This window comes from Saccharopolyspora sp. NPDC000359 (genome assembly GCF_040300525.1).
Lineage (GTDB): Bacteria > Actinomycetota > Actinomycetes > Mycobacteriales > Pseudonocardiaceae > Saccharopolyspora.
In genome coordinates this window covers 46,845-68,957 of sequence record NZ_JBEPDU010000014.1, presented here as the reverse complement: position 1 = coordinate 68,957, position 22,113 = coordinate 46,845, and the positions used below count along the sequence as shown (strand labels likewise).

The following is a 22,113-nucleotide window of genomic DNA, read 5'->3' as shown; positions in this document are numbered from 1 at the left end:
AGTGTCGTTACGCCGGATGGGTCAGGGAGGACCCTAAACAGTGACTCCGAGAGATCGACGTCGGGGTTAACGGAGGCTCACATCGCCAGCTCGAGGAAGCGCAGCAGCGCCGTGGTGGCCGCCGCGGCGACCACCACGAGCACGAAGGGTGCCCGCCGCCAGGCCAGCACCCCGCCGACCGCGACCCCGGCGAACCGGGCCCACCCGGCGAACCCGCCGGATTCGAACACCGCGCTGGTGATCACGAAGGCGCCGAGCAGCACGATCGCGGAGATCGACATCAGCTGCTCCCACTGCGGCGAGATCCGCAGCCGCCCCCGCAGCAGCGGTCCGGCCAGGCGCATCGCGTAAGTCCCGGCGGCCAGCGCGAAGACCACTCCGAGCGTCATCGGGCTGCCTCCAGCCCCTTCGGCAGCGGCAGCGCGGCGGCCACCCCGACCAGGGCGACCATCACCGGCAGGCCCTCCGGCAGCACCGGGGTCGTCAGCACCGCCACCAGGGCGCCCAGCGCCACCGCGCGCAGCGTCCGGAACTCGCGCAGCGAGGGCATGATCAGCGCGAGCAGCGCGGCGGGCATCGCGGCGTCGAGCCCGAAGACGCCCGGGTCGCCGACGCCCTGCCCGAGCAGCCCGCCCAGGAACACCGCCGGGGCCCAGGCGCAGTACAGCGCGGTGCCGGTGAGCCAGTAGGCGCGCCGCTTCTCCTCCTCGGTGCGCTGCGCCATCGCGAAGGCGACGGATTCGTCGACCATCAGGTGGCTGCCGACCAGGCGGGCCGGCCAGCTGCGGCCGAACAGGCCGCCGACCGCCAGGCCGAACGGCAGGTGGCGGGCGTTGAGCATCAGCCCGCTGAGCACCGCGGTGACCGGCGCCGCGCCCGCGGTGACCAGGCCGACCGCCATGAACTCCGAGCCACCGGCGAACACCACCACGCCCATCACCGTGATCATCCAGAGCGGTACGCCCTTGCTCACCGCGATCGCGCCGAGGGAGGCTCCCACGATGGCCATCGCCAGTGCCATCGAGAGGACGTCGCGCACCAGCGCATCCCGCCAGAAACCCGTTCGCGTTCGCTGAACCGTACTCACGTTCGCTAGCATGAACGGCGGTGGCAGCGTTCGTCAAACCGAATTTAAGGACCGACAGAGCGAACAACCATGAGTGAGACCGAGAACACCCCGGCCGCGCCGCTGGAGACCATCGCCTCGTCCCTGCGCCGGGAGCGCGACCGCGCCGGGCTGACCCTGACCGAGCTCGCCAAGCGCGCCGGGATCGCGAAGTCCACCCTCTCCCAGCTCGAATCCGGCACCGGCAACCCCAGCGTGGAAACCCTCTGGGCGCTCGGCGTGGCCCTGGGCGTGCCGTTCAGCCGGCTCGTCGACCCGCCGACCCCGCAGGTCAGGGTGGTCCGCGCCGGGCAGGTGCCGATCGTGCGCTCCGAGCAGTCGACCTACGGCGCGGCCCTGCTCTCCTCCGGCGAGTCGGGCGCGCGCCGCGACCTCTACGTGCTGGAGCTCGAACCGGGCGGGGTCCGGCACGCGGACGCGCACATCCCCGGCTCGGTGGAGCACGTGATCCTCACCGCGGGCCGCCTGCTGGCCGGGCCGGAGGACAGCCCGGTGGAGCTCGAGGTCGGCGACTACGTCTCCTTCTCCGGCGACGTCCCGCACCGCTACGAGGCCCTCGCCCCCGGCACCACCGCGGTGCTCGTCATGGAGCACCGCTGACCGCGGGGGTCACTTGCGCGCCAGCAGGTGCTCCGGCATCGGCTCGTAGCTCTCGAAGTGGCGGGTGAAGGTCGCGCTGCCCGAGGTCAGCGAGCGGACGTTGACCGTGTAGCGGACCAGTTCGCTGGCCGGGACGTGCGCGCGCACCACCGTCCAGCCGCCGTCCTCCGGTTCGGTGCCGACCACCTTGCCGCGGCGGCTCGACAGGTCGCCCAGCACCGCGCCGAGGTGCTCGTCGGGGATGTGCACGGCCACCTCGTCGACCGGTTCCAGGGTGATCAGTCCGGCCTGCTCGGCGGCGGCCTTCAGGGCCAGCGAACCGGCCGCCTGGAACGCCGCGTCGGAGGAGTCCACGCTGTGCGCCTTGCCGTCGACCAGCGTGACCCGCAGGTCCACCAGCGGGCAGCCCTCGGTGATGCCCTTCTCGACCTGCGCCCGCACCCCCTTCTCCACGCTCGGGATGAACTGGCGCGGCACCGCCCCGCCGACCACGCGCTCGACGAACTCCACGCCCGACCCGCGCGGCAGCGGCTCCACCTCGATGTCGCACACCGCGTACTGCCCGTGCCCGCCGGACTGCTTGACGTGCCGTCCGTGCCCCTTGGCGGCCTGGGCGAAGGTCTGCCGCAGCGGCACCCGCACCGGCACCGTGTCGACCTCCGCGCCGCCCTCGCGCAGCCGCTGCAGGACCACCTCGGCGTGCGCTTCGCCCATGCACCACAGCACCAGCTGGTGGGTCTCGCTGTCGCGCTCCAGCCGCAGGCTCGGGTCGGCGGCGATCAGCCGGTTGAGGTTGCGGGCCAGCGCGTCCTCGTCGCTGCGGGTGTGCGCGGTGACCGCGACCGGCAGCAGCGGCTCCGGCATCGGCCACGGCGTGAGCAGCAGCGGGTCGGACGGGTCGGAGAGGGTGTCCCCGGTCTCCGCCGAGCCGATCTTGGTCAGCGCGCACAGGTCCCCGGCGGTGCAGTGCGGCACCTCGCGCAGGTTCGGGCCCAGCGGCGAGTACAGGTGGGCCACCCGCTCGTCCTCGTCGTGGTCGGGGTGCCCGCGCTCGGCCATGCCGTGCCCGGAGACGTGCACCGGCCGCTCCGGGCGCATCGTGCCGGAGAAGACCCGCGCCAGCGAAACCCGCCCCACGTAGGAATCGACCGAGGTGTGCACCACCTCGGCCGCCAGCGGTCCGTCCGGGTCGGGGGTGAGCGTGCGCGGGTTGCGCCCGTGCGGGTCGGTGAACTCCGCAAGCGCGTGCTCCAGCGGGGACGGGAAGCCGCGGACGATGCCGTCGATCACCTCCGGGACACCGATGCCCGCCGTCGCGCACACCGGCAGCACCGGGTGCAGGCCGCCCTTGGCCACCGCCTTCTCCAGGTCGGCGATGAGGGTGTCCTCGTCGACGTGCTCGCCGTTGAGGTAGCGGTCCATCAGGGACTCGTCCTCGCTCTCGGCGATGATCGCCTCGATGAGCTCGCCGCGCGGCTGGTCGATCTGCTCCCGCAGCTGCTCGTCGGCGGGCCGCAGCTCGCCGGACTGGTAGATGCTCTCGGTGACGAGCCCGACCAGCCCGGTCACCTCGCCGTCCGCGCCGCGGTGCGGCAGGTACAGCGGCAGCACTCCCCCGCCGAAGGCGTCCTGGCAGGTCAGCAGCGCGGTGTCGAAGTCGGCACGCGGCTGGTCCAGGCGGGAGATGAGCACCGCGCGGGGCATGCCGACGGCCGCGCACTCCTGCCAGATCGCCCGCGTCGCCGGGTCCACGCCCTCCGCCGCGGCGACCACGAACAACGCGGCGTCGGCGGCGCGCAGCCCGGCGCGCAGCTCGCCGATGAAGTCGGCGTAGCCGGGGGTGTCGATGAGGTTGATCTTGACGTCGCCGTGCTGGACCGGCGCGACGGCCAGGCAGATGGACCGCTGCTGCTCGATCGCGGCGGGTTCGTGGTCGCACACCGTGGTGCCCTCGGTGACCGAGCCGGGGCGGGGGATCGTCGCGGTGGCCGCCAGCACCGCTTCGACCAGGGTGGTCTTGCCGGCCGCCGAGGGCCCGACCAGCACGACGTTGCGGATCTTGGCTGGGTCTGCGGGGGCCGGGATCGCCGGCCCTCCTACTGTGCCGCTCTGCTTGCTCCCCATGGCTGCTCCTCGCACGCTCCCGGCATTCGACTGTGTCTCCGATCACACACCCGACGCCGACCCGGTGCAAGGTCGTCGAGACCTGACGACCGGACGAGGCGATGCGCGCCGCTCAGCTGGTGGCGCGGCGCCCGGCCACGATGATCAGCGCGCTCACCACCAGCGGGAGCACCGCGCAGAGCGCGGCCACCACGTAGCCGCCGCGGTCCGGCAGCAGGGCTCCGGCGGGAGTGGCGGCGGCGAGGAGGAGCCCGGCGAGCGCGCTGCCGACGCTGAAGCCGATGCTGCGCACGATCTGGTTGATCGAGAGCACGCTGGCGGTCTCGGCGGGCGGCACGCCGTCGAGGACGAGCTTGGGCATGACGGCGGAAACCCCACCGACGCCGAAGCCGAGCACCGCCATCGCGACCAGTACGACGACGAGCGAACCGGTCGCCGAGGCGAACACCACCGCGGCGACCACCACGGCGGCAGCGGCGACCACGTAGGTCCACCGCTCCGCGAAGCGCGCCACGAGACCGGGCAGGACCTTGCCCGCGACGAAGCCGAAGGCGGAGAACGGGATGAGCGCGGCGCCCGCCGCCACCCCGGGCAGCCCGAACCCGTACCCGGCGCTCACCGGGGTCTGCAGGTAGCGGGTGAGCAGGCTGAACAGCAGGTACATGCCGACGCCCGCGACGAGCATGGCGGTGTTCGCCCGGACCACCGGCCCCTGGCCGAGCAACCGCAGGTCGACCAGCGGCGCGGCGGACCGGAGCTCGACGACCACCCACACCGCGAGCACTGCGACCGCGACGACGAGGACGCCCACCCCGATCCGGACATCGGCCCACAGCCCCGGCGCGGCGAGCACCAGCAGGACGCCGAGCGTCCCCACCCCGAGGAGGAGCGCCCCGAGCACGTCGATCCGCGGCCGCTCCCCCGGAGCCTCCGCCGGCAGCACGCGCCAGGCGAGGACGAGCGCGGCGGCGGACAGCGCGAACCCGAGCGCGTACGCGGCGCGGAGCCCGGCGAGCTGCTCGACCAGGCTGATCATCGGGTAACCGACACCGATCCCCACCGTGGACGCGACCGACAGCGCGGCGATCGTCGAGGCGGAACGCTCCGGCGGCAGGTGCGCGCGGGCGACGCTCATCAGCAGCGCGACCACAGCGACCCCGAGCCCCTGCAGCCCACGCCCGACCACCAGGGCGGCGAAGGGCAGCGGCAGCGCCGTCAACGCCCCGCCCAGCGTGACGAACCCGAGGGTCACCAGGATCGCGGTCCTCCGGTTCGGCCCGCTGCCCAGCCGACCGAGCACGGGCCCGGCGATCGCACCGGTGAACAGCGTGATCGTCAACGTCCACTGCGCCGCCTCGAGCGGCACCCGCAGAGCGGTCGCCACCGCGGTGATGAGCGGAGCGCCAACGCTCCCGATGACAGCACCCAGGAGCGCGACCACGACGAGCGCGGTCCCGAGCCGGTCCGCGCGGTTCACTGGTTCGCCTCGGTCGTGATGTGCTCGAACAGGCCCGCGTTGATCCGCGTCCGAACCCCCTCGGCCCACCCCTCGTCAACGTCCTCGACGTCCAACGCCGCCCCGGCGTTCAAGAGCATCCCGAACGCCAGGAAGGACTTCACCGTCACCGGCTCCAACCCCGTGACCTCCGCGACCGCGTCCCACATGCGCGCGAAGCAAGCCCGGACCTCCGCACGCACCTCCTCGTCGCCGCACGCGGCGAACCCCTGGAGCTGCAGCAACAGACCGGTCCGATCGGACAGCAGGTCGTAGTACTGCGCCCCCATGGCGCTCAACGCCGCAAGACCGCTCCGACCGCCAGCGGCCTCCCGCATCGCACCGCTCAACCGGTCGAAAGCACCCCGGACCAGCTCCAGGAACAGGGCCTTCTTCGTCCCGAACATCCGGAACACGTAAGCCTGGGTGATCCCAGCCTCCCGAGCGATCACCTCGGTGGAAGCCCCGTGCAACCCATGAGCGGCAAACTCGACCGCGGCGATCCCCAACACCTGAGCCCGCCGCTCAACCCCACGCATCCGCTTGACCACACCCCCAAGTTACTAGTTACTAGTCACTAACCAATCACCACATGACCAACCCCACAGCACCGGGAACCCAAGAGCTGAGCCGAAGGGCACCTCTCGCCAACCGAGCCGACGAAAGGCGCTTTGCACCTCAGCCGAGAAGAGTGGTGGCACGTGTCGCCGGAGTGGTCACCGCCAGGCAAGCGGCGAACAGCAACCGCGAAGAACGTCCGGCACCGGTCACAAGGCCGTCGCATGCGCCGCAGGCGCATCACCCACTCTCGCAACTCGCACCGCCGCGGGTTCTCAGCGTTCGCCTGGCGAGGACGGCCCAACTGCCGTGTATTGGCATACATCAAGTTGGGCACCCGCAGTCCAGGCGGACGCTGAGGTTCCGCCACCCGCACCGCCGAGCAAGCCGACCACCGCCCCACAGGAAAAGTGGACTACCGAAATGGGGGGTTAGTGGACCGTGTTGCTGGTCCAGTTCGGCCCTAACCTGATGTTCCGGCAGCGCAACCGAGCAGAGGAAGGCCGAAGGTGACTACCGTCGACGTCAAGGACACCGCCCGCAGCGCCCAGACCGGGACCGACGGGGTCAAGCGCGGGATGGCCGAGATGCTCAAGGGTGGCGTGATCATGGACGTGGTCACGCCGGAGCAGGCGAAGATCGCCGAGGCCGCGGGCGCGGTCGCGGTGATGGCGCTGGAGCGGGTGCCCGCCGACATCCGGGTGCAGGGTGGGGTGGCCCGGATGTCGGATCCGGACATGATCGAGGGCATCGTCAACGCCGTGTCGATCCCGGTGATGGCCAAGGCCCGGATCGGGCACTTCGTCGAGGCGCAGGTGCTGCAGTCGCTCGGCGTGGACTACATCGACGAGTCCGAGGTGCTGACCCCGGCCGACGAGGTCAACCACATCGACAAGTGGGCGTTCACCGTGCCGTTCGTGTGCGGCGCGACGAACCTCGGGGAGGCGCTGCGCCGGATCTCCGAGGGCGCGGCGATGATCCGCTCCAAGGGTGAGGCCGGGACCGGCAACGTGGTCGAGGCCACGCGGCACATGCGCCAGATCCGCGCCGACATCCGCCGGCTGTCGGTGCTGGACGACGACGAGCTCTACGTCGCGGCAAAGGAGCTGCGGGCGCCGGTGCAGCTGGTGCGGGAGATCGCCCGGACCGGGAAGCTCCCGGTGGTGCTGTTCACCGCGGGCGGCATCGCGACCCCGGCGGACGCGGCGATGATGCGCCAGCTGGGCGCGGAGGGCGTGTTCGTGGGTTCGGGCATCTTCAAGTCGGGCGACCCGGCCAAGCGCGCCGAGGCGATCGTCAAGGCGACGACCTTCTACGACGACCCGGACGTGATCGCGAAGGTCTCCCGCGGTCTCGGCGAGGCAATGGTCGGCATCAACCTGGACGACCTGTCGGAGCAGCAGCGCTACGCCCAGCGGGGCTGGTGACGACCGGCTGAGCGGGCGCCTCCTGCCACGGGCGGAGGGCGCCCGCTCAGCCCTGCTCGCGGGCGGAGCGGTGGACCACGGCCAGGCGTTGGCCGATGGTGATCAGGCTCAGCAGTACCAGCAGCCACACCGCGACGTCCAGGACGTGGGGCACGCCGAGGCCGTGCAGGCCGGTGCCGACGAGGATGACCAGGAAGCGCTCGGCGCGTTCGGCCAGGCCACCGTCCGCGCTCAGCCCGTTGGCCTCCGCGCGCGCCTTGACGTAGGAGATCACCTGGGCGCTGACCAGGCAGATCAGCAGGCCGACACCGCGCGTGCGGTCCACCTCGACCACCAGCGCCCACCACACCAGCGCGCCGAACAGCGCGCCGTCGACGAGCCGGTCGCAGCTCGCGTCGAGCACCCCGCCGAACGGCGAGGCGCGGCCACCGGCGCGGGCCATCGCGCCGTCGAGGATGTCGAAGAGCAGGAACACCGCCACCACTACGGTGCCCACGAACAGCTCGCCGCGCGGGAAGAACCACAGCGCGGCGGCAGCACTGGCGATCGTCCCGGTCAGGGTCACCGCGTTCGGCGACAGACCGAGCCGCACCAGGCCCGCGCCGATCGGGTTGGTCAGTCGGGACACCGAAGCCCGCGCGAAGATGTTGAGCATTGCTTGGAGGGTCAGCCGCCTGTACTCGTCGTTCACCGTGCCAGCAGACTAGCTCGCGCTGATCACCGGGACCGGCGGACGCCCACCGACACGACCGGCGGTGACGTCCACCACAGGCCGGAATCATTGAAGGTTCAACGTTGTTGGCCGGGGCGAACTCCTGCGACGACGGTGCGCGGCAGGCGACCGCGGCAGGCCTGTCGCGTCGAGTTCGAGGCAGACCCCCCACGCCACATTGGAGGCAGCATGACCGCCATCGAGCAGATCCCCGGCTACGTCGCGGGCACCTGGGACATCGACAGCGTCCACTCGGACATCCAGTTCACCGTGCGGCACATGGGCGTGGGCAAGTCCCGCGGCCGCTTCGGCAGCTTCCAGGGCGAGATCGTCACCGCCGCCGACCCGCTGCAGTCCTCGGTCACCGCGACCATCGACACCACCTCGATCGACACCGGCAACGCGGACCGGGACGCGCACGTGCGCAACGCCGACTTCCTGGACGTCGAGCAGTTCCCCACCGCGACCTTCCGCTCCACCGGGGTCCGCCAGGACGGCGAGGACTTCCTCATCGACGGCGAGTTCACCCTGCACGGCGTGACCCAGCCGGTGACGCTGGAGACCGAGCTGGGCGGCTTCACCGAGGACGGCCTGCTGGGCCTGTCCGCGAAGGTGGTGCTCAACCGCACCGACTTCGGCGTGGGTGCGCCCGGCGGCGCGCTGATCGGCGAGAAGGTGACCATCACCCTCGACATCGAGGCCAAGCTCCGCGGCTGAGCACCTCGACGTGAGGAGGGCCGGGGACCGCACGGGTCCCCGGCCCTCGCCGTCTCCACGCGATTCCCACCGGAATCCGTCAGCTCACCTCGGCCCAGGCGTCGGCGAGGAGGCGCCGGGTGTCGCCGAGCAGCTGGGGCAGGACCTTGGTGTGGCCGATGACCGGCATGAAGTTCGAGTCACCGCCCCAGCGGGGCACCACGTGCTGGTGCAGGTGGGCCGCGATGCCCGCCCCCGCCACCGGCCCCTGGTTGAGCCCGATGTTGAACCCGTGCGGCGCGGACACCCGGCGGATCACCCGCATCGCGCGCTGGGTGAACTCCGCCACCGCCACCGTCTCCGCCGGGGTCAGCTCCGTGTAGTCGGCCACGTGCCGGTACGGCAGCACCATCAGGTGCCCCGGGTTGTACGGGTACAGGTTGAGGATCGCGAAGACCAGCTCGTCGCGCGCCACGATCAGCGTCTCGTCGTCCGGTCGCCCGGACTCCAGCAGGCGGCAGAACGGGCAGCCGTCGCTGTCGTCGCCCTCGGGCTTGTTCTCGCCCTGGATGTAGGCCATCCGGTGCGGGGTCCACAACCGTTGCAGGGCGTCCTGGACCCCGACCCCGTGCTGCTCGGTCAGCTCCGCTCCTCCCGGTCCGACCCTCACGCCGTCCCCGCCTGGAAGTTCTCCGCGGTCGGCGAGGCGTTCTCGCGGCGCTGCACCCAGTCGACCAGCGCGGCGACCGCGGTGTCCACCGGGACCCCGTTGATCTGGGTGCCGTCGCGGAACCGGAACGACACCGCACCGGCCTCCACGTCCTTGCCACCGGCCAGCAGCAGGAACGGCACCTTCTGCGTGGTGTGGGTGCGGATCTTCTTCTGCATCCGGTCGTCGCTGGTGTCGATGTCGACGCGGATCCCCTTGTCCCGCAACGACTCCGCCACCCGCTGCAGGTGCTCCACGTGCTCGTCGGCGATCGGGATGCCGACCGCCTGCACCGGGGCGAGCCAGGCCGGGAAGGCGCCCGCGTAGTGCTCGGTGAGCACGCCGAAGAACCGCTCGATGGAGCCGAACAGCGCCCGGTGGATCTTGATCGGCCGCTGCTTGCTGCCGTCCGGCGCGGTGTACTCCAGGTTGAACCGCTCCGGCAGGTGGTAGTCGACCTGGATGGTCGACATCTGCCAGCTGCGGCCCAGCGCGTCCTTGGCCTGCACCGAGATCTTCGGGCCGTAGAAGGCCGCGCCGCCCGGGTCCGGCACCAGCTCGAGGCCGGAGTCCTCGGCCGCGCTGCGCAGCGCCTCGGTGGCGACCTCCCAGCTCTCGTCGTCGCCGACGTACTTCTCGTCGTTGCGGGTGGACAGCTCCAGGTAGAAGTCGTCCAGGCCGTAGTCGCGCAGCAGGTCCAGCACGAAGCCCAGCAGCGACTTCAGCTCGTCCTGCAGCTGGTCGGGCGTGCAGTAGATGTGCGCGTCGTCCTGCGTCATGCCGCGCACCCGGGTCAGCCCGTGCACCACGCCGGACTTCTCGTACCGGTAGACCGACCCGAACTCGAACAACCGCAGCGGCAGCTCCCGGTAGGAGCGCCCGCGGGAGCGGAAGATCAGGTTGTGGAACGGGCAGTTCATCGGCTTGAGGTAGTAGTCCACGCCCGGCTTGCGCAGCTCGCCGTTGGCGTCGCGCTCCTCGTCGAGGTGCATCGCCGGGAACATGCCGTCCTGGTACCAGTCCAGGTGACCGGAGGTCTTGAACAGCGTGTCCTTGGTGATGTGCGGGGTGTTGACGAACTCGTACCCGGCCTGCTCGTGCCGCTTGCGGGAGTAGTCCTCCAGCTCGCGGCGGATGATGCCGCCCTTGGGGTGGAACACCGGCAGCCCGGAGCCGATCTCCTCCGGGAAGGAGAACAGGTCCAGCTCGGCACCGAGCCTGCGGTGGTCGCGGCGCTCGGCCTCGGCCAGCAGCTCGAGGTGCTCGTCGAGCTTGTCCTTGGACTCCCAGGCGGTGCCGTAGATGCGCTGCAGCTGCTGGTTGTTCTGGTTGCCGCGCCAGTAGGCCGCGGCCACCCGCATCAGCTTGAACGCCGGGATGAACCGGGTGTGCGGCACGTGCGGGCCGCGGCACAGGTCGCCCCAGACCACCTCGCCGTGCCGGTCGATGTTGTCGTAGACGGTCAGCTCGCCGCCGCCGACCTCCATCACCTCACTGGTGTCCACATCGGACTTGAGGTCCACCAGCTCCAGCTTGTAGGGCTCGCTGGCCAGCTCCTCCTTGGCGGCCTCGACCGACTCCAGGCGACGGCGGGAGAACTTCTGCCCGGACTTGAGGATCTGCTTCATGCGCTTCTCCAGCGCCTGCAGGTCCTCCGGGGTGAACGGCCGGTCCACGTCGAAGTCGTAGTAGAAGCCGTCCTTGACCGGCGGGCCGATGCCCAGCTTCGCGTCCGGGAACAGGTTCTGCACCGCCTGCGCGAGCACGTGCGCGGCGGAGTGGCGGATGACGCTGCGCCCCTCCTCGGTGTCGGCGGCGACGGCCTCCACCTCGACGTCGGTCTCCGGGGCCCAGGCCAGGTCGCGCAGGGCGCCCTCGGCGTCGCGGACCACCACGACCGCGTCCGGTCCCTTGGACGGCAGCCCGGCCTCGGCCACGGCCGCGCCCGCGGTAGTGCCCGCCGGAACCTTCACCCGGGGAGCTTGCTGGGCTTGGGAAGGCTGTACGGACACGATCACTCCTCGGCTGGGCCGGTCGCCGACCGGCGCGGACACGCTTCGCATCCCGATGCTATCGGCTGGTCGCGGACGGTTTTCGGCCGCCACCCGCAGTCAGCCGGGCTGCTCCAGGACCAGTTCGGCCAGCTCGGTGGCCGAGACCAGGCCGCCGGTGAACGGCCCCATGGCCAGCAGCACACCCCACTCGCGCAGGCGGCTGACCTGCAGCTCGTCCCGCACGCCAGCCGCGCAGACCGGCAGGCCGAGCAGCTCCGCCGCGCCGCAGGCGGCCGCCACGAGGTGCTCGTCCAGCGGGGCGGGGCCGTCCGGGTCGCTGAAGCTGTCCAGGTGCGGGCCCTCGATGCGCGCCGAGCCCAGCGGCAGGTCCGCCAGCCGGCGCATCCGGGCGTAGTCCTCGCCGAACTCGTAGACGCACAGCCGCAGGCCCATGTCGGCGAAGATCTCCAGCACGTCCTCGGCGTCGCCCTGCGGGTCGAACAGGGCGGACTCGGGCAGCCCGAACGCCAGCTGGCCAGGCGGCAGCCCGGTGGTGCGCAGGACGCGCTGCACGTCGCCGACCAGCTCGGGGTCGCGCAGGTGCCGCGGTGACAGGCGCACCGCGGCGGCCGGGGCCCGCTCACCGAGCTGCTGCGCCCAGCGCGCCGCGTGCTCGCAGACCTGCTCCAGGGCCCAGCTGCCGAGCCGGGTGATCAACCCGGTCTCCTCGGCCAGCGCGAGGAAGTCCTCCTCGCCGAGCTCGCCGAAGTCCGGGTGGTCCCAGCGGATGTTGGAGGCGGCCCCGACGTACCGGCCGGTCCGCAGGTCGACGATCGGGCTGTACTCGACGAACAGCTCGTACTGCTCGATCGCGGCGGGCAGCTCGGCGGAGAGCCGGAACCGGTCGCGGGCGACCGCGTTGCGCTCCGGGTCGAACAGCACCCACTGGGCCCGCCCGTCCTGCTTGGCCCGGTAGAGGGTGATGTCGGCGTCGCGCAGCAGCGACTCCGCGTCAGCCCCGGCGACCGGGCGCTCCACCACCCCGACGCTGGCCGAGGCGCTGAGCTCGTGGGAGCCGATGCGCACCGGTTTGGTGATCTCGGCCAGCAGCACCTCGACCAGGGAGACCAGGTCGTTGGCTCCGGTCGTGTCGGGCACCAGGACGACGAACTCGTCACCGCCCATCCGCGCGGCCAGGGCGCCCTGCGCCGCCCCCTGCAACCGCTGGGCGACGGTGCGCAGCAGCTGGTCGCCGATCGGGTGGCCGAGGCTGTCGTTGACCGCCTTGAACCCGTCCAGGTCGAAGTAGCACAGCCCGACCCGCCGCCCGGGCGTGGTCTCCTCCAGCGCCTTGTCCAGGCTGGACTGCAGGCGGGTCCGGTTGGCCAGCCCGGTGAGCGGATCCTGCACGGCCTGCCGCCGGAACTGCTCCTGGAGCATGTGCCGGTCGGTGATGTCCTCGTAGAGCACCACCTGGTACTCGGGTTCGCCGCGGGCGTCGCGCACCAGCGAGGCGGACAGCTGGGTCCACACGTGCGAGCCGTCCGGCGCGGTGAACCGGGTGTCCAGCTGGTAGCGGTCGTCGCTGGCGCTGATCAGGTTCTCGTTGGCGGCCCGCAGCTCCCCGAGCCACTCCTCGTCGGCCAGCTCGAAGATGCTGCGCCCGACCAGCTCCTCCTCGCCGCGCCGGAAGATGCGGCGCATGGCGGCGTTGGCCTCCTCGATGCAGCCGTCCAGCCGGACCACGGCGATGCCCAGCGCGGAGGAGATGACCACGGCGCGGGAGCGGGCTTCGCTGGCGCGCAGCGCCTCCTCGGCGGCGTCGCGGGCGGCCGACGCCGCGCGCTGGATCAACGCCTGCTGGGCCAGGGTCTGCTCGCGCAGCGCCCCGGCGTACCCGGCGGCCAGCTCGCTGAGCACCTCGGTCAGGCGCACCGGGTCCGTGGCGCGGATCTTCGCCAGCCCTGCCGCCAGGTGCTGGAGCGTGCGGGACAGCGCCTCGGAGTTGGTGAAGTGCACGTCGACCAGGCGCTGCCCGACCCTGGTGGCGCGGGCGACCGGACCACCGTCGAGCGCGGCGAGCAGGTCGTCCAGGCAGTCCGCCAGGAAGTGCTCGAGCTCGGGACGCCCCATCGCGACGTAGCTGGTGTAGATGACCCGGCGAGCCCACTCCTTGACCAGCTCGTCGTGTACCGGCGCCCGGTTCGGCACGGAGCTCACACCTTGCGCCCGACGGCGCCGTAGACGATGGACCGCTCCGGGTGCTCCCAAACGTCCTCCTGGGTGTCCGGCCGCCAGTCGGGGACGTAGACCACGCCCGGCTCGACGAGCTGGAAGTCGCTGATCAGCTCGGCCACCTCGTCGCGGGTGCGCAGCGTGACCGGGTTGATGCTGTTCTCGTAGAGCTTGACCAACCCCTCCACGCCCTCCCTGTGGTGGTCCCCCGTGACGTGCGAGAAGCCGATGTGGCTGCCGACCGGGAGGTGCTCGTAGTAGTGGCGGATCACCTCGCGCGGCTTGCTGCTGTCGGGCACGAAGTGCACCAGCGCCACCATCATGATGGCGATGGGTTCCGAGAAGTCGAGCATCCGGCGCGTTTCCGGCGCGTCCAGGACGCCCGCCACGTCCAGCAGGTCGGCCTGCACGATGCTGGCCCCCTCCACACCCTCCAGGATGGAGCGGCTGTGCGCGACCGCGACCGGTTCGTTGTCCACGTAGACCACGCGGGCCTCCGGGTCCACCGAGTGGACGATCTCGTGCACGTTGCCCGCGGTGGGGATCCCGGACCCGATGTCCAGGAACTGCCTGATCCCCTGGTCCAGGCAGTAGCGCACCGCGCGGCGCAGGAAGGCGCGGTTGTTCACCGCGATCTCCTTGAGGTGGGGCACCACCTGCAGGGCCTTGCGGCCCAGCTCGCGGTCGACCTCGAAGTTGTACGCGCCACCTAAGTAGAAGTCGTAGCACCTCGCCGCGCTGGGCTTCTCCAGGTCGACTCCGTCGGGGATCCACTCCGGCCGCTGCTGCATCTCGCCTGACCTCCAGCCGTTGGTCCGCCCGGCCCCGAGATCATCTCTGCGTGTTCGAGCGAGGCGTCCACCGCGACCGGAACGTTGATCAAGCGGCGATCCTACTGTCACCCGCCGCATCGAGTCACGCACTCAGCGTATAAGAGAAACGATCTTGATGCCTCGATATGAGCATTGTCACCGTCCGCATCCCGGGATCCCGGGTAAGGGCTACCTAAGCTTGGTGACGTCTTGGTGGACGTCGTCCACCAGCCCAGTCGCATGGGCAAGTCAGCGAGCACTCCGGGTCGGCCGAGGACCGTTCGGCGCGGTGCGGAGTAGGAGGAGATGCGATGTCTCGCCCACTGCGGGTAGCGATCGTCGGTGCCGGACCGGCCGGTGTGTACGCGGCCGACATCCTGACCAAGTCCGAGACACCGGTCGAGATCGACCTGTTGGACCGGATGCCCGCGCCCTACGGTCTGATCCGCTACGGCGTGGCTCCCGACCACCCGCGCATCAAGGGCATCGTCAGCGCGCTGCACCGGGTGCTGGAGAAGCCGGAGATCCGCTTCCTCGGGCACATCGACTACGGCGTGGACCTCAAGCTGGAGGACCTGCGGCAGCACTACGACGCGGTCATCTTCGCCACCGGCGCGGACAAGGACCGCCCGCTGGACATCCCCGGCATCGACCTGCCGCACAGCTACGGCGCGGCCGACTTCGTCTACTGGTACGACGGCTACCCGGAGGCGCCGCGCGACTGGACGCTGGACGGCGAGCACGTCGCGGTGATCGGCGCCGGGAACGTGGCGCTGGACGTCGCCCGCGTGCTGGCCAAGCAGGCCGACGACCTGCTGCGCACCGAGATCCCGGACAACGTGCACCGCGGCCTGCAGGACTCCAAGGTCACCGACGTACACCTGTTCGCCCGGCGTGGTCCGGCGCAGGCCAAGTTCACCCCGCTGGAGCTGCGCGAGCTCGACCACCAGGACGGCGTGGAGATCATCGTGCACCCGGAGGGCTTCGAGCTCGACGAGGCCAGCGAAGAGTCGATCCGCACCAACAACCAGGTCAAGACGATCGTCAAGACGCTGCAGGACTGGGCGCTGCGCGACCCGAAGCACGACACCCCGCGCCGGCTGCACCTGCACTTCCTGCGCTCCCCGGTCGAGGTGCTGGGCACCGACCGGGTCGAGGGCTTCAAGGTCGAGGTCATGGAGCTCACCGGCGACGGCGGGGTGCGCGGCACCGGCGAGTACGAGACCTACCCGGTGCAGCAGGTCTACCGCGCGGTGGGCTACCTGAGCTCGCCGCTGGCGGACATCCCGTTCGACCACGCCTCCGGCACGGTGCCCAACGAGGGCGGCCGGGTGCTGGACCTGGACGGCGAGCACCTCCGGGGCGTCTACACCACGGGCTGGATCAAGCGCGGCCCGGTGGGCCTGATCGGCCACACCAAGGGCGACGCGCTGGAGACCATCAACAACCTGCTCGCCGACCTGGAGTCGCTGCCGGAGGCGGAGGAGCCCGCGGCCGACAGCATCCTGCGGCTGCTCGAGGACCGCGGCGTGCAGTACACCACGTGGGAGGGCTGGGGCCGCCTGGACGCCCACGAGAAGGCGCTCGGCGAGGCCCAGGGCCGCGAGCGCATCAAGGTCGTCCCCCGCGACGAGATGGTCCGCATCTCCCGCGCGGAGTGACCGCTGCCCGGTGGAGGGCGTCTCCGGCCACCGGAGGCGCCCTCCGCGCTGCTGGGCTGGTCGGGTGAAATCCTCGCTGGGTGCGCGCGCACGCGGGTGAAGGACCGCGAGCGCGGCAGGTGGGCGTCCCTATCGTCCACGCATGATCATCCCCACTGAACCCATCGGCAGCATCCCCCGCCCCGGCTCGCTGCAGACCGCAGTCGCCGAGCACGCCGCCGGGCGGCTCGGCGACGCGGAGCTCAGCGAGCTCCAGGAGCAGGCCACCGCCGACACGATCGCGAAGCTGTCCGCGCTGGGCTGCCCCGTCGTGGTCGACGGCGAGCAGGCCAAGCCGAGCTTCGCCACCTACCCGCTCACCGGGCTCGACCTCGCCCCGGACGGCGCGGTCATCCCCTTCGCCGACGGGCACACCCGGCAGCTCCCCCACCTGACCGCCGGGCCGTTCCGCTACGGGACCCGCGCCGAGACCTACCTGCGCGCCGCCCGGCGCCACACCGACCTGCCGGTCAAGCAGGCGGTCATCGCCCCCTCCGCGCTGAGCCTGCTCTACCCCGCCGAGCCGCTCGACGGCTACTCCCGCGAGGACTTCATCAGCGACCTCGCCGACGAGGCCGAGGCCGACATCCGCGGTTGCCTGGAGGCGGGCGCGCACCGGGTCCAGCTGGACTTCACCGAGGGGCGGCTCTCGCTCAAGCTCGACCCCTCGGGCGGGCTGCTCCGGGACTTCGTCGCGCTCAACAACGAGGTGTTGGGCCGGTTCAGCGCCGACGAGCGGGCGCGGCTCGGGGTGCACACCTGCCCGGGCGGGGACCTGGACTCCACGCACAGCCTGGACGTGGACTACGCGGAGCTGCTGCCCGAGCTCTTCCGCCTGCAGGTCGGGAACTTCTACGTCCAGCTGGCCAACGAGCAGGACCCCGAGCGCGTGCTCGGCACCATCGCCCGGCACCTGCCCGAGGACAGCCGGGTGTTCGTCGGCGTCACCGACCCAATCGACCCGGTCGTCGAAAGCCCGGAGCAGGTGCGCGACCGGGTGCTCGACGCGGCCCGCCACCTGCCCGCCGACCGGCTCGGCACCTGCGACGACTGCGGCTTCTCCCCGTTCGGGGACGACACCTCCACCTCGCGCGACATCGCCTTCGCCAAGATCGAGGCCCGCGTCGCGGGCACCGCCCTCGCCGCCGAGGCCCTCGGCGGCTGATCCCCCGCGCGGTGGGGGGGGCACCTCCGGAGCGCCCTCCACCGCCGAACGTCGTCCGACCAGCCGGGTGCGTACTACGGTGTCGGGAGAACGCCGCACGCACCGCGCGAAGGACGGGCACGTTGACCGAGATCCCGGACACCACGCCAGCCGAACTCGACACCGCCCTGCAGCGGGCCGCCGACGCCGCCGAGGCGTTCGGCGCCCAATCCCCCGCCACCCGCGCCCGGCAGGTCCGCGCGGTCGCCGACGCGCTCGACGCGGCGGCCGGTGAGCTCGTGCCGCTGGCCATGGCCGAATCCCACCTGGGCGAGGGGCGGTTGACCGGCGAGCTCAAGCGCACCACCTTCCAGCTGCGCCTGTTCGCCGACGTGCTCGACGACGGCGGCTACCTGCAGGCCACTGTGGACAGCGCGGACGCCGGGTTCCCACTGGGCGCCAAGCCCGACCTGCGCCGCGTGCTGGTGCCGGTGGGCCCGGTGCTGGTGTTCGCCGCCAGCAACTTCCCGTTCGCGTTCTCCGTCGCCGGTGGCGACACCGCCTCGGCGCTCGCGGCGGGCTGCCCGGTGGTGCTCAAGGCGCACCCGGGGCACCCGCGCCTGTCCGCGCGCACCGGCGAGATCATCACCGGTGCACTGGCCGGATCCGGTGCCCCGGACGGGGTTTTCCACGTGGTGTTCGGCCTCGAGACCGGGACGGTGGCGCTGCGCGACCCCCGGATCAGGGCGGCGGCCTTCACCGGGTCGGTCACGGCCGGTCGGGCACTGTTCGACATCGCCCACTCCCGCCCGACCCCGATCCCGTTCTTCGGCGAGCTGGGCAGCCTCAACCCGGTCTTCGCCACCCCCGGCGCGGTCCGGACCCGCGGCGAGGAGATCGCCAAGGGCTACGTGACGTCGTACTCGGGCAACGCGGGCCAGCTGTGCACCAAGCCGGGCCTGCTGTTCCTGCCCGCCGACCACGGCCTGGACGAGGTGCTGGCTGCGGAGTCCGAGGCGGTCACGGCGCACCAGCTGCTCAACGACCGCCTGCACGAGGGCTACTGCACCCGCCGCGCGGCGGTGACCGGGGTCCCGGGCGTGCGGGTGCTCGCCGAGGGCAGCGTCGACGACGGTGCCGCGCCGACCCTGCTGACCACCGACGTCGACACGCTGCTGGCCAACCGGGAAGCCCTGCTGGAGGAGGTCTTCGGCCCACTGTCCATCGTGGTCACCTACGCCTCCGAGGACGAGGCGCGCCGCGCGGCCGAGGCGTTCGAGGGCAACCTGACGGCGACCCTGCACGCCGAGGACGACGACGCGGAGTTCGCCGCGAGCCTGGTGGGCCGCCTGCGCGACCGAGCGGGCCGCCTGCTGTTCAACGGCTGGCCCACGGGCGTCGCGGTCTCCCCCGCGATGCAGCACGGCGGCCCCTACCCGGCGACGACCGACGCCCGCTTCACCTCGGTGGGCACGGCGGCCATCGACCGCTTCCTCCGCCCGGTGACCTACCAGGACGTCCCCCAGCACCTCCTCCCGGAACCCCTCCAGGACGCCAACCCCTGGGGCATTCCCCAGACCCGGCACGAACCGGGGTGACCGGCGCGGCCCTCCGGTGATCCGGATCAGCTTGCAGGGCGCAACCGGTAGTAGCCTGGTCGGAACCGGGTGCGGCCTGCGAGCAGTCCGGGGGACAGCGGGAGGAGCCGTGAAGGACGAGCACCGGTCGGGGTGCCCGATCAACCTCGCCGTGGAGGTCCTCGGCGACAAGTGGTCGCTGGTGGTCATCCGGGACTTGATGTTCGGCAACCGCCGGCACTTCCGCGAGCTGCTGCACCGCTCCGAGGAGGGCATCGCCTCCAACATCCTCGCCGCCCGGCTGCAGCGCCTCACCGAGCACGGCCTGGTGTCCAAGGCCGCCGACCCCAGCCACAAACAAAAGGTGATCTACAGCCTCACCGAGCCAGCGATCCAGCTGGTCCCGGTGCTGGTCCACCTCGCCGCCTGGGGGCGCCGCCACCTGCCGGTGACGCGTGAGCTGTCGATCCGCGCGGAACTGCTCGAGCGCGGCGGGCCCGAGCTGTGGGCGGAGTTCATGGACGAGCTGCGCGAACAGCACCTGGGCATCCCACGCGCGGAAGGCGCCGGGTCGGTCTTCGACCGCCTGCAGGCCGCCTACGAAGCCGAACTCGCCTGACCGTCAGCGCTTGGGGCGGTAGGTCGCGATGGTGACCGACGCCGTCGGGCTGAGCGGTTGCGGAAGGGCGGCGATCCGGGCGCGGAGGGCTCCCGGGTCCGCGTGCCAGGCGCTGGGGCCCATCGCGACCACCGCTTCGGCTTCCGCCGCTTCCAAAGACAGCGGGAACACGCAGGGCCGCTGCGAGACCAGGTCGAAGTGGTCGGCGAGCTGCCCGGTCAGGCGCTCCTGCTTGCGCTCGTCGACGGTGAGCAGGCCGAGCGCCGACACCAGGTCCGCCAGGTGGTCGCCGTTCGGCACGACGACCACGAGCCGCCCTCCCGGGCTCAGTACCCGGTGCATCTCCGCCGCGTTGCGGGGCGCGAAGACGTTGAGCAGACCCCCCGCGGCGCCCGTGCGCACCGGCAGCCGCTGCCAGGCGTCGGCGACTGCGGCACCCATGCGCGGGTGGGCCTTGGCCGCGCGGCGGCTCGCGTACTTGGAGACGTCCAGGGCGAGCCCGACCCGGTCCGAGTCCCCCAGGGCGCGGGCGAGGTAGTAGCCGGTCCCGGCACCGATGTCGACCACGCAGCCCGCGACGTCGGCGAGCTCCTCGGTCACCGCGTCGGCGATCGGCGCGTAGTGGCCCGCGGCCAGGAAGTCCGCGCGGGCCGCCACCATCGCGGCGGTGTCCCCGACGACCTTCGTCCCCCCGGGCAGCAGGCTCACGTAGCCCTGGCGGGCGACGTCGAACACGTGGTTCGCCGCGCAGCGCAGGCTGTTGCCGCTCCGGTCCAGGTCGGCACCGCAATGCGGGCAGGCCAGCACCGCCACCACGTCGTCCAGCACGCCAGCCCTCCACACCGCATCGTCGGTAGGCGATTGTAGGAGCGGCCTCGCGCGGCTACCCCGGTGAGGCGACCGCGGACGGCGAAGGCGGTGGGTGCGGATGTGGGAATGGGCGGCAGCCCCCGACTACTGGGCAGCGCGGTTCGCGGTCTCGCACCTGGTCGCCCTCACCTACCTGCTCGGCTTCGTCAGCGCGCTGCGGCAGTTCCGCGGGCTGCTCGGCGAGCGCGGGCTGACCCCCATCCCCCGCTTCCTGGCGCGCGTCCCGTTCCGGGCCTCGCCCAGCCTGTTCCACCTGCACTACTCCGACCGCTTCTACGCGGGCGCGTGCTGGGTCGGCGTGGTCGGCAGCGTGCTCGCGATGGTCGCCGACCTGGCGCCGCTGTGGGCGTGGCTCGCGCTGTGGACGCTGCTGTGGCTGCTGTACCTCTCGATCGTCAACGTCGGGCAGGTCTGGTACGCCTTCGGCTGGGAATCACTGTTGCTGGAGGCCGGTTTCCTGGCGATCTTCCTGGGACCCGCCGAGATCGCGCCGCCGACGCTGGTGCTGTGGTTGCTGACCTGGCTGCTGTTCCGGGTGGAGTTCGGCGCCGGGCTGATCAAGGTGCGCGGCGACTCCTGCTGGCGCGACCTCACCGCGCTGCACTACCACCACGAGACCCAGCCGATGCCCGGTCCGCTGAGCCGCTGGTTCCACCACCTGCCTCGGCCGCTGCACCGGGTCGAGGTGCTGGCCAACCACTTCACCCAGCTCGTGGTGCCGTTCCTGCTGTTCGCACCGCAGCCGGTCGCCACCGCGGCCGCCCTGGTCGTGGTGGTGACGCAGGGCTGGTTGGTGCTCAGCGGGAACTTCGCCTGGCTGAACCTGCTGACCATCACGCTGGCCTGCTCCGCGGTGGCCGTCCCGGCCCCTTCCCCACCGGCGGCCGGGCTGCCGCCGTGGTTCGCCGTGCTGGTGATGGTGCTGGCGGCGGCGTTCGTGGTGCTGAGCTACTGGCCGGTGCGCAACATGATCGGCAAGCGCCAGGTGATGAACCGCAGCTTCAACAAGCTGCACCTGGGCAACACCTACGGCGCGTTCGGCAGCATCACCCGCACCCGCTACGAGGTGGTGGTGGAGGGCGCCGCCGAGGTCGGCGGGGAGTGGCGGGAGTACGGGTTCAAGGGCAAGCCCGGCGACCCGCACCGCCGACCGCCGCAGGTCGCGCCCTACCACCTGCGGTTGGACTGGCTGATGTGGTTCCTCGCGCTGTCCCCGTCCTATGGCCGGGCGTGGCTGCCAGGCCTGGTGAGGGCGCTCCTGCGCAACGACGAGCATGTCCTGCGCCTGCTGCGGCACAACCCGTTCCCCGACCAGCCGCCGCTGCTGGTCCGCGCGGACTTCTACCGCTACCGCTTCACCACCCGCGCCGAGCGGCGTGAGACCGGCGCCTACTGGATCAGAACCCGCGTCGGCGACTTCGTCCCCCCACTCACCCTCGACGACCTCCCCTGACGGGCCCCACCCTCCGGAGCGTGCGCCGCCAGGCGAGATCCGCCGGAGATCCGCGGTTTCGAGGGGAGTTCCACCGGTGGTGTGTGCGATTCCAACGGAAATCAGATGATTTCCATCGAAATGGCGGGAGGTCCCGACACTCCTCGGCGTGTCGGACGTACGACACGCCGAGGAGCACAGTTTCAACTGAAACTGTGGTCAACGAGAGGCCCGTCCGAGTTACAGTTTCAACTGAAACTGTGGTCAACGAGAGGCTCGGCCT

Annotated in this window: 19 protein-coding genes; 8 read left to right on the top strand and 11 right to left on the bottom strand. The window is 71.6% G+C overall.

The genetic code is table 11. From position 1 onward, the window contains the following. Positions 1–77: 77 nt before the first annotated feature. The gene (locus ABT324_RS11835) at positions 78–389 is read right to left on the bottom strand and encodes an AzlD domain-containing protein (protein ID WP_351175251.1); all 312 of its coding nucleotides are present in this window, start codon (positions 387–389) and stop codon (positions 78–80) included. Next, positions 386–1,087, bottom strand: coding sequence for an AzlC family ABC transporter permease (locus tag ABT324_RS11830; protein ID WP_351175249.1), 702 nt, complete (start codon positions 1,085–1,087; stop codon positions 386–388). Before ABT324_RS11830 ends, ABT324_RS11835 begins: the two co-directional genes overlap by 4 nt. Positions 1,088–1,156: 69 nt before the next feature. On the opposite strand from ABT324_RS11830, the gene ABT324_RS11825 reads away from it, so the two are divergent. After that, positions 1,157–1,726 carry a helix-turn-helix domain-containing protein gene (locus ABT324_RS11825; RefSeq protein ID WP_351175247.1) on the top strand — a complete coding sequence of 190 codons (570 nt, stop codon included), beginning with the start codon at positions 1,157–1,159 and terminating at the stop codon, positions 1,724–1,726. Positions 1,727–1,735: 9 nt separating this feature from the next. Here ABT324_RS11825 and ABT324_RS11820 read toward each other — a convergent pair whose 3' ends face one another. The 3 genes from ABT324_RS11820 to ABT324_RS11810 form a co-directional block, all read right to left on the bottom strand. Next, on the bottom strand, positions 1,736–3,850 hold the full coding sequence (locus tag ABT324_RS11820) for an elongation factor G-like protein EF-G2 (RefSeq protein ID WP_351175245.1): 2,115 nt from the start codon (positions 3,848–3,850) through the stop codon (positions 1,736–1,738). Positions 3,851–3,962: 112 nt separating this feature from the next. Next, positions 3,963–5,327, bottom strand: a complete 1,365-nt coding sequence (locus ABT324_RS11815) for an MFS transporter (protein WP_351175243.1) — start codon at positions 5,325–5,327, stop codon at positions 3,963–3,965. Further along, positions 5,324–5,884 carry a TetR/AcrR family transcriptional regulator gene (locus ABT324_RS11810; protein WP_351175241.1) on the bottom strand — a complete coding sequence of 187 codons (561 nt, stop codon included), beginning with the start codon at positions 5,882–5,884 and terminating at the stop codon, positions 5,324–5,326. The genes ABT324_RS11815 and ABT324_RS11810 overlap by 4 nt, the downstream gene beginning before the upstream one ends. A gap of 528 nt (positions 5,885–6,412) precedes the next feature. On the opposite strand from ABT324_RS11810, the gene pdxS reads away from it, so the two are divergent. Then, positions 6,413–7,330 carry a pyridoxal 5'-phosphate synthase lyase subunit PdxS gene (gene pdxS, locus ABT324_RS11805; protein WP_351175239.1) on the top strand — a complete coding sequence of 306 codons (918 nt, stop codon included), beginning with the start codon at positions 6,413–6,415 and terminating at the stop codon, positions 7,328–7,330. Between the two features lie 46 nt (positions 7,331–7,376). Here pdxS and pgsA read toward each other — a convergent pair whose 3' ends face one another. Then, positions 7,377–7,985 carry a phosphatidylinositol phosphate synthase gene (pgsA, locus tag ABT324_RS11800; RefSeq protein WP_351175377.1) on the bottom strand — a complete coding sequence of 203 codons (609 nt, stop codon included), beginning with the start codon at positions 7,983–7,985 and terminating at the stop codon, positions 7,377–7,379. Between the two features lie 246 nt (positions 7,986–8,231). Between pgsA and ABT324_RS11795 the strand changes: the two genes are divergently transcribed. Further along, positions 8,232–8,759 (top strand): YceI family protein, encoded by a 528-nt coding sequence (locus tag ABT324_RS11795; RefSeq protein ID WP_351175237.1) that lies wholly within the window; start codon positions 8,232–8,234, stop codon positions 8,757–8,759. 79 nt (positions 8,760–8,838) lie between these two features. Here ABT324_RS11795 and ABT324_RS11790 read toward each other — a convergent pair whose 3' ends face one another. The 4 genes from ABT324_RS11790 to ABT324_RS11775 form a co-directional block, all read right to left on the bottom strand. Further along, positions 8,839–9,408, bottom strand: coding sequence for an HIT family protein (locus ABT324_RS11790; RefSeq protein WP_502949727.1), 570 nt, complete (start codon positions 9,406–9,408; stop codon positions 8,839–8,841). Continuing rightward, complete coding sequence (thrS, locus tag ABT324_RS11785) at positions 9,405–11,420, bottom strand: threonine--tRNA ligase (RefSeq protein ID WP_351175373.1); 2,016 nt, start codon at positions 11,418–11,420, stop codon at positions 9,405–9,407. The genes ABT324_RS11790 and thrS overlap by 4 nt, the downstream gene beginning before the upstream one ends. A 138-nt stretch (positions 11,421–11,558) precedes the next feature. After that, complete coding sequence (locus ABT324_RS11780; protein WP_351175235.1) at positions 11,559–13,652, bottom strand: putative bifunctional diguanylate cyclase/phosphodiesterase; 2,094 nt, start codon at positions 13,650–13,652, stop codon at positions 11,559–11,561. A gap of 5 nt (positions 13,653–13,657) precedes the next feature. Continuing rightward, the gene (locus tag ABT324_RS11775; RefSeq protein WP_351175233.1) at positions 13,658–14,467 is read right to left on the bottom strand and encodes an SAM-dependent methyltransferase; all 810 of its coding nucleotides are present in this window, start codon (positions 14,465–14,467) and stop codon (positions 13,658–13,660) included. Between the two features lie 332 nt (positions 14,468–14,799). Here ABT324_RS11775 and ABT324_RS11770 point away from each other — a divergent pair, with 332 nt between their 5' ends. The 4 genes from ABT324_RS11770 (at position 14,800) to ABT324_RS11755 (ending at position 19,528) form a co-directional block, all read left to right on the top strand. Continuing rightward, complete coding sequence (locus ABT324_RS11770; RefSeq protein WP_351175231.1) at positions 14,800–16,149, top strand: FAD-dependent oxidoreductase; 1,350 nt, start codon at positions 14,800–14,802, stop codon at positions 16,147–16,149. Between the two features lie 142 nt (positions 16,150–16,291). Then, positions 16,292–17,353 carry a cobalamin-independent methionine synthase II family protein gene (locus ABT324_RS11765; RefSeq protein WP_351175229.1) on the top strand — a complete coding sequence of 354 codons (1,062 nt, stop codon included), beginning with the start codon at positions 16,292–16,294 and terminating at the stop codon, positions 17,351–17,353. Between the two features lie 122 nt (positions 17,354–17,475). After that, positions 17,476–18,930: an aldehyde dehydrogenase (NADP(+)) gene (locus ABT324_RS11760; protein WP_502949726.1), complete on the top strand. Its 1,455-nt coding sequence runs from the start codon at positions 17,476–17,478 to the stop codon at positions 18,928–18,930. Between the two features lie 109 nt (positions 18,931–19,039). Continuing rightward, entirely contained in the window at positions 19,040–19,528 is a 489-nt protein-coding gene (locus ABT324_RS11755; RefSeq protein ID WP_351175227.1) for a winged helix-turn-helix transcriptional regulator, read from the top strand. 3 nt (positions 19,529–19,531) lie between these two features. Here the strand turns inward: ABT324_RS11755 and ABT324_RS11750 are convergent, their stop codons facing one another. Then, the gene (locus ABT324_RS11750; protein WP_351175225.1) at positions 19,532–20,356 is read right to left on the bottom strand and encodes a putative RNA methyltransferase; all 825 of its coding nucleotides are present in this window, start codon (positions 20,354–20,356) and stop codon (positions 19,532–19,534) included. Between the two features lie 100 nt (positions 20,357–20,456). Here ABT324_RS11750 and ABT324_RS11745 point away from each other — a divergent pair, with 100 nt between their 5' ends. After that, on the top strand, positions 20,457–21,851 hold the full coding sequence (locus tag ABT324_RS11745; RefSeq protein ID WP_351175369.1) for a lipase maturation factor family protein: 1,395 nt from the start codon (positions 20,457–20,459) through the stop codon (positions 21,849–21,851). The last annotated feature ends 262 nt before the right edge of the window (positions 21,852–22,113 follow it).

Coding starts and splice junctions, on each gene's coding strand:
- ABT324_RS11825 (WP_351175247.1), top strand. CDS start 1,157: ATGAGTGAGACCGAGAACACCCCGGCCGCGCCGCTGGAGACCATCGCC.
- ABT324_RS11795 (WP_351175237.1), top strand. CDS start 8,232: ATGACCGCCATCGAGCAGATCCCCGGCTACGTCGCGGGCACCTGGGAC.
- ABT324_RS11835 (WP_351175251.1), bottom strand. CDS start 389: ATGACGCTCGGAGTGGTCTTCGCGCTGGCCGCCGGGACTTACGCGATG.
- ABT324_RS11745 (WP_351175369.1), top strand. CDS start 20,457: ATGTGGGAATGGGCGGCAGCCCCCGACTACTGGGCAGCGCGGTTCGCG.
- ABT324_RS11810 (WP_351175241.1), bottom strand. CDS start 5,884: ATGCGTGGGGTTGAGCGGCGGGCTCAGGTGTTGGGGATCGCCGCGGTC.
- ABT324_RS11820 (WP_351175245.1), bottom strand. CDS start 3,850: ATGGGGAGCAAGCAGAGCGGCACAGTAGGAGGGCCGGCGATCCCGGCC.
- pgsA (WP_351175377.1), bottom strand. CDS start 7,985: ATGCTCAACATCTTCGCGCGGGCTTCGGTGTCCCGACTGACCAACCCG.
- ABT324_RS11765 (WP_351175229.1), top strand. CDS start 16,292: ATGATCATCCCCACTGAACCCATCGGCAGCATCCCCCGCCCCGGCTCG.
- ABT324_RS11770 (WP_351175231.1), top strand. CDS start 14,800: ATGTCTCGCCCACTGCGGGTAGCGATCGTCGGTGCCGGACCGGCCGGT.
- ABT324_RS11775 (WP_351175233.1), bottom strand. CDS start 14,467: ATGCAGCAGCGGCCGGAGTGGATCCCCGACGGAGTCGACCTGGAGAAG.